The organism is Albidovulum sp. (assembly GCF_041919395.1).
GTDB lineage: Bacteria > Pseudomonadota > Alphaproteobacteria > Rhodobacterales > Rhodobacteraceae > Albidovulum.
Genome location: NZ_JAYRTX010000093.1, coordinates 8027 through 13631 on the forward strand (window position 1 = coordinate 8027; position 5605 = coordinate 13631).

The window sequence follows — 5605 nt, forward strand, 5'->3', positions numbered from 1 at the left end:
GAGCGGAGGGCCGGGAGCGGCCTCGCCGGCTTCGACGTCGGGGCGCCTCGAGGGGCGCCCTTTTCGCTGGACAACCGGGTGAAGGCCCCTAGGGTCTGACCACCTTCCGGTGCCTGCCTCGGCAGGAGAATCGGGAATGCGGTGCAATCCCGCAACGTGCCCAACGCTGTAAGGGGGACTGCCGGACGAAAGCCACTGGCCCGAGGGCCGGGAAGGCGTCCGGGCAGGGCGATCCCTAGTCAGAAGACCGGCCGGGAGGGATGGCGCGGGCCGCATGGACAGCGGCCGGCGCGGGACCATCCAAGGGGACTCCGATGGCCGATCCGACCTGCGCGCTTGCCGCGCCCGATGCCTTTGACACCGCGACCCGCGAAGCGGTCTACCGCACCATCCTCACCCGCCGCGACACCCGCGGCGACTTCCTGCCCGACCCGGTGGCGCCCGAACGGCTCAGCCGGGTGCTGCTGGCGGCGCATCACGCGCCCTCGGTCGGCTTCATGCAGCCCTGGGATTTTCTCCTGCTGCGCGACCCGGGCACCCGCCGGCAGGTGCATGACCTGTTCGCGAAGGCGAATGCTGAGGCGGCGCTGATGTTCGAGGCCGAGCGGCGCGAGACCTATCGGGGGCTGAAGCTCGAAGGCATCCTCGAGGCGCCGCTCAACATCTGCGTGACCTGCGACCGCGGCCGCGCCGGGCCGGTGGTGATCGGGCGCACGCACATCCCGATGATGGACCTCTTCTCGTCGGTCTGCGCGGTGCAGAACCTCTGGCTCGCGGCCCGGGCCGAGGGGCTGGGAGTGGGCTGGGTTTCCATTCTCGACAACGCCGCGCTCGCCGCGGCGCTCGGCCTGCCCAAGGGGGTCGTGCCAGTCGCCTATCTCTGCCTCGGGCATGTGCGCGGCTTCCACCGCCGCCCCGAGCTCGAAGCGGCCGGCTGGCGACGGCGGCTGCCGATCATCGATCACGTCCACCACGACCGCTGGGGCAATGCCGGCGCGGATATGCACCTGGCCGAACGGCTCGACACGGATCAGGCCGCGATCGAGACGGGGCGGTTTCTGGTCGAACGGCTCGACTGACCTCGCGGGCGGCGGGCGGGCTTTACAACGCCGCCCGCCGCGGCGACTGTTGTCGCGCGGCAGGAAGGGAGCCGAGATGGATATCACGACGGCGGTCATCACCTGTTTCTCGAAATACGCGACCTTCTCGGGACGCTCCCGAAGGGCGGAATTCTGGTGGTTCGCGCTCTTCAACCTCGGGGTGATGCTGATCCTCGCGGTGATCGACGCAAGCGCGGGCGGCCCGCACCGCTGGATGATGGGCGGGGAGGGGCCGAGCCCGGTCGGCACGCTCTACTGGCTGGTGGTCTTCCTGCCGTCGCTTGCCGTCACCGTGCGGCGGTTGCATGACACCGACCGCATCGGCTGGTGGGTGCTACTGCAGTTCCTCCCCGTGATCGGCCCCCTGATCCTCATCTGGTTCCTCGCCACGCCCGGAACACCGGGGCCCAACCGCTTCGGACCCGATCCGCTCGGCCTGCCGCCAGGCGGGCCGGACGGGTTCACGCCCTCGTCGCTTCCGAAGGTGCCGCGGCGCTGAGGCTCAGTAGCTGTATTCACCGTAGATGCGGCTGAGGTCGCCCGCCCATTCGCCGTGATACTTCTCCAGAAGCTCGTCGGCCGGGACCTTGCCCGTCTCGATGCTTTCCTGCAGCGCGTTGAGGAAATGCGTCTCGTCGGGGACGAGCCCGCCGACACCGGGCCGGGCGCGCGCCTTCAGCCCGGCCTCGGATATCCTCACCGCCTCGCGGGCGATGTCGAGCAGGCGGATGCCCTTCGCCTCGCCCTGAAGGGCATGGACCGAAGCCGCGGCGCGCAGACCGTCGCGCGTTTCGGCGTCCCAGCCCTTGGCGAGATCCCAGGCGGCATCGAGCGCGGTCTGGTCGTAGAGAAGCCCGACCCAGAACGCCGGCAGCGCGCAGAGCCGCCGCCAGGGCCCGCCGTCGGCGCCGCGTGTCTCCATGTATTTCTTGATCCGTGCCTCGGGGAAGATCGTCGTCAGATGGTCGGCCCAGTCGGAAAGCGTGGGCTTTTCCCCCGGCAGCGCCGGCAATTCGCCCTTGAGGAAGTCGCGGAAGGACTGGCCGAGCGCGTTGATGTACCTCCCGTCGCGGTAGACGAAGTACATCGGCACGTCGAGTGCGTAGTCGACATAGCGCTCGAACCCCATGCCGTCCTCGAACACGAAGGGCAGCATCCCCGTCCGCGCCGGATCGAGGTTCTGCCAGATGTGGCTGCGCCAGCTCTTGCGGCCATTGGGCTTGCCGTCGAGGAAGGGCGAATTCGCGAAAAGCGCGGTGGCAACCGGCTGCAAGGCCAGCGCCACGCGGAACTTCTTCACCATGTCGGCTTCCGAGGCGAAGTCGAGGTTCACCTGTACGGTGCAGGTGCGGTACATCATCGTCTTTCCCATGGTGCCGACGCGGTCCATGTAGTCGGTCATCAGCCGATAGCGCCCCTTGGGCATCATCGGCATCTCCTCCTGCCGCCAGATCGGCGCGGCACCGAGCCCGATGAACCGTGCGCCGATTCCGTCGGCCACCGTCTGCACCTCGCGCAGGTGCTCGTTCACCTCGTCACAGGTCTGGTGGATCGTCTCCACCGGTGCGCCCGAAAGCTCCAGTTGCCCCCCGGGCTCCAGGCTCACGTTGGCGCCGTTCTGGCTGAGCCCGATGATGTTGCCCTGTTCGAGCACCGGCTGCCAGCCGTAGCGCTCCGCCAGCCCTTCGAGCATCGCCTTGATCGAGCGCGGGCCGTCGTAGGGCAGGGGCTTCAGGCTGTCCTTGCAGTAGCCGAACTTCTCGTGCTCGGTGCCGATGCGCCAGTCCGCCTTCGGCTTGCAGCCCGCCGCGAGATAGTCCGCGAGGTCCTCGAACCTCTCGATCGGGCCGCCGCCCTGTTGTGGAATGGACATGGGATCGCCTCGACCGGTTTCTGCGCAACGGAGCGAAAGACCTGAAGCGCCCTCGCCGTCAAGTCAAGACTGCGGACCGGACGCGCGCCATGACTTTTCGTGATTGCTCACACCCGCGACAGCCGCGCCTGAGGTCGGGTCCAGAGCGGCAGTGTCGGCTGGCCATGATCGAGTGCCGCGACAAGGGCGGACATGTCGATGCCCGGCAGGGCCGCGAAGGCATCGTAGAGCCGGTCTGCCCCGGCCGCATCGACCGGAATCAGGAGGACCTGGCCGTCGCCGGTCCGGAGCCGCCAGGCACGGGCGCCGTAGTGCTCGGCAAGGCGCAGTTCGGCGAGGTCCGCGAGCGCCACGAATCCGCCGAAGGTCGGGCCGAAGTAGCCGACCTGGCCCTCGTCAACCTCGACGAAGCCTGGCGCGTCGATACCGCGCAGGAAGCGGATACGGCGGAGTGCGATGAGGCCCCAGCCCGCCGCGAGGGCAACGATCGCCAGCCCCAGCGGCAGAAGCACATATCCGCCGCCGGACAACGTCCAGAGACCGAATGCAGCCAGAGCCGCCGCCGCGATCACCTCGCGCCAGCGCCGCGCCAACGCGCCGACCTCGGGACGAATCATGCCCGCGTCCAGTCGCCGAGATGCGCCTGCCAGAGCGCCAGGAGCGCCACGGCGGCCGTCTCCGCCCTCAGGATCCGGGGGCCGAGCGCGACGGGCGTCACGAACGGGCGCGTCCGTAGCCCTTCCCGCTCCGCCGGCGAAAAGCCGCCCTCCGGGCCGATGAGAATGGCCGAAGGGCCGGGCGCGAGCGAGGCGAGGACCTCGCGCGGCGACCCGATGCCGGCCGCACCCTCGTCGGCCCAGAGAAGCCGTCGCCCCTCGTCCCAGCGCGCGAGCACACGCGCAAGCGGCGCAGGCTCTGCCACCGCGGGCAGCGACAGCGCCCCGCACTGTTCGGCAGCCTCGCGGACATGCGCCTCCGCCTTGTCGCAGCGGAACCTTTCCGCGTTGGTGTAGTCGGTGGTCACCGGCACCAGCCGCGCCACGCCCAACTCAACCGCCTTCTCGACGATGAATTCCGTGCGCGCCTTCTTCACCGGGGCGAAGAGAAGCCAGAGGTCGGGCGGCCCGGCTTGCGCGCGGGTGCGTTCGAGGCAGCGGAGCGTGCCTTTCCGCTTGCCCGCCTCGATAACCTCTGCAAGCCATTCGCCGTCACGGCCGTTGAAGACCCGGGCCGGCGATCCCAATCCCTCCCGCATCACGCCGAAAAGGTAGTGCGCCTGCGCTTCCGTCAGGGCAACGGATTGCCCCGGCGCGAGTGGCTGGTCTACACAGAGCCTGATCTTCGCCTGAACCATGAGCCGGAACTTATGAGCGCGCCCGACGAAACGCCAGAGCCCGAGGGCGCCGTTGCCGGAACGGTCGCCGACGCGGTGCGCGGCAACTGGGTGGACCGCCTCGCCCCCGGCTTCGCGCGGCCCTACCTCCGGCTGAGCCGCGCCGACCGGCCGATCGGGACCTGGCTTCTGCTCATCCCCTGCTGGTGGGGCGTTGCGCTGGCCGCCGCGCAGGACGGCTGGCGACTCTGGGACGCCTGGATCTGGCTCGGCTGCGCGCTGGGGGCCTGGCTTATGCGCGGCGCGGGCTGCACCTGGAACGACATCACCGACCGCGACTTCGACGCCGCCGTGGCGCGCACGCGGTCGCGGCCGATCCCGTCGGGCCAGGTCAGCGTCCGGCAGGCGGTGATCTGGATGGCGGCGCAGATGGCGGCCGCCGGGCTGGTCCTGCTGTCCTTTAACGGGCTTGCCGTCTTGCTCGGGCTCTCCTCGCTCGGCCTCGTGGCAATCTACCCCTTTGCCAAGCGCTTCACCTGGTGGCCGCAGCTTTTCCTGGGGCTTGCGTTCAACTGGGGCGCCATCCTTGCTTATGCCGCCCATTCCGGGCGGGTGGACTTGGCGGCGGTGCTTCTTTACGCCGCCGGCATCGCCTGGACGCTCTTCTACGACACGATCTACGCCCATCAGGACAAGGAAGACGACGTGCTGATCGGCGTGAAGTCCACGGCGCGGCTCTTTGGTGCGGCGACGGGCAAGTGGCTCGCCCGCTTCCTTGTGGCGACCGTCGGCCTGATGACGCTGGCCGTGCTCGTGGCGCTCCTGCCGGCAGCGGGTCCGTTGAAGCTCGGCCTCGCGCTTTTGGCGCCCTGGGCCATGGGCTGGCATCTTCTCTGGCAGATGAACCGGCTCGACATCGACGATCCGGCAAACTGCCTCAGGCTCTTCCGCGCGAACCGCGACACCGGGCTTGTCGCTGCGCTGTTTCTTGCCGCCGCCGCCTTACTCTGATTGATCCGGCCCGCCCGCCCCCTTATGCAAGGGCGGTCCGCCCCACTGCCAAGGCGCGCCTCCCCATGCGTTTTCCTCTGCCGCTGCCCCGCACCCTGAGCTTTCCCACGAACCTGCCCGTGCGGCTGATACTTCCCGGCTTCCTTCTGCTGGCTGCTTTGCTCAGCCTTCTGGCCGCGACCGTCGCGGCGGGCTTCGTGGAGCGTCGGTCGGCCGAGGGCGTGACCGGGGCGCTCGCCGCCGTTGGGCAGGACTGGGTCGAGGTCCTGGCCGACGGGCTCCAGATCA

Annotated in this window: 7 protein-coding genes and 1 riboswitch; of the genes, 4 read left to right on the plus strand and 3 right to left on the minus strand. The window is 69.4% G+C overall.

Annotated elements, in window-relative coordinates; translation table 11 throughout:
* Positions 1-90 precede the first annotated feature (90 nt).
* A riboswitch (cobalamin riboswitch) is annotated at positions 91-271 on the plus strand.
* Positions 272-314: 43 nt separating this feature from the next.
* Both bluB and ACMUOO_RS13945 read left to right on the plus strand, forming a co-directional pair.
* Positions 315-1079, plus strand: a complete 765-nt coding sequence (gene bluB, locus ACMUOO_RS13940; protein ID WP_301920390.1) for a 5,6-dimethylbenzimidazole synthase — start codon at positions 315-317, stop codon at positions 1077-1079.
* A gap of 76 nt (positions 1080-1155) precedes the next feature.
* Entirely contained in the window at positions 1156-1599 is a 444-nt protein-coding gene (locus ACMUOO_RS13945) for a DUF805 domain-containing protein (RefSeq protein ID WP_301920391.1), read from the plus strand.
* A gap of 3 nt (positions 1600-1602) precedes the next feature.
* Here the strand turns inward: ACMUOO_RS13945 and ACMUOO_RS13950 are convergent, their stop codons facing one another.
* The 3 genes from ACMUOO_RS13950 to ACMUOO_RS13960 all read right to left on the minus strand — a co-directional run bounded on the left by ACMUOO_RS13950 (position 1603) and on the right by ACMUOO_RS13960 (position 4327).
* A complete protein-coding gene (locus tag ACMUOO_RS13950; protein ID WP_301920392.1) occupies positions 1603-2973 on the minus strand; it encodes a glutamate--cysteine ligase in 1371 nt (456 codons plus the stop codon).
* A 107-nt stretch (positions 2974-3080) separates the two neighbouring features.
* Complete coding sequence (locus tag ACMUOO_RS13955; RefSeq protein WP_413855585.1) at positions 3081-3590, minus strand: hypothetical protein; 510 nt, start codon at positions 3588-3590, stop codon at positions 3081-3083.
* A complete protein-coding gene (locus ACMUOO_RS13960) occupies positions 3587-4327 on the minus strand; it encodes a 16S rRNA (uracil(1498)-N(3))-methyltransferase (protein WP_301920394.1) in 741 nt (246 codons plus the stop codon). Before ACMUOO_RS13960 ends, ACMUOO_RS13955 begins: the two co-directional genes overlap by 4 nt.
* 12 nt (positions 4328-4339) lie before the next feature.
* Between ACMUOO_RS13960 and ubiA the strand changes: the two genes are divergently transcribed.
* Positions 4340-5317, plus strand: coding sequence for a 4-hydroxybenzoate octaprenyltransferase (ubiA, locus tag ACMUOO_RS13965; protein ID WP_301920395.1), 978 nt, complete (start codon positions 4340-4342; stop codon positions 5315-5317).
* Between the two features lie 65 nt (positions 5318-5382).
* A partial coding sequence (locus ACMUOO_RS13970) for a hypothetical protein (RefSeq protein ID WP_413855587.1) occupies positions 5383-5605 on the plus strand: 223 nt, incomplete at its 3' end.

Coding starts and splice junctions, on each gene's coding strand:
- ACMUOO_RS13945 (WP_301920391.1), top strand. CDS start 1,156: ATGGATATCACGACGGCGGTCATCACCTGTTTCTCGAAATACGCGACC.
- ubiA (WP_301920395.1), top strand. CDS start 4,340: ATGAGCGCGCCCGACGAAACGCCAGAGCCCGAGGGCGCCGTTGCCGGA.
- ACMUOO_RS13955 (WP_413855585.1), bottom strand. CDS start 3,590: ATGATTCGTCCCGAGGTCGGCGCGTTGGCGCGGCGCTGGCGCGAGGTG.
- ACMUOO_RS13960 (WP_301920394.1), bottom strand. CDS start 4,327: ATGGTTCAGGCGAAGATCAGGCTCTGTGTAGACCAGCCACTCGCGCCG.
- bluB (WP_301920390.1), top strand. CDS start 315: ATGGCCGATCCGACCTGCGCGCTTGCCGCGCCCGATGCCTTTGACACC.
- ACMUOO_RS13950 (WP_301920392.1), bottom strand. CDS start 2,973: ATGTCCATTCCACAACAGGGCGGCGGCCCGATCGAGAGGTTCGAGGAC.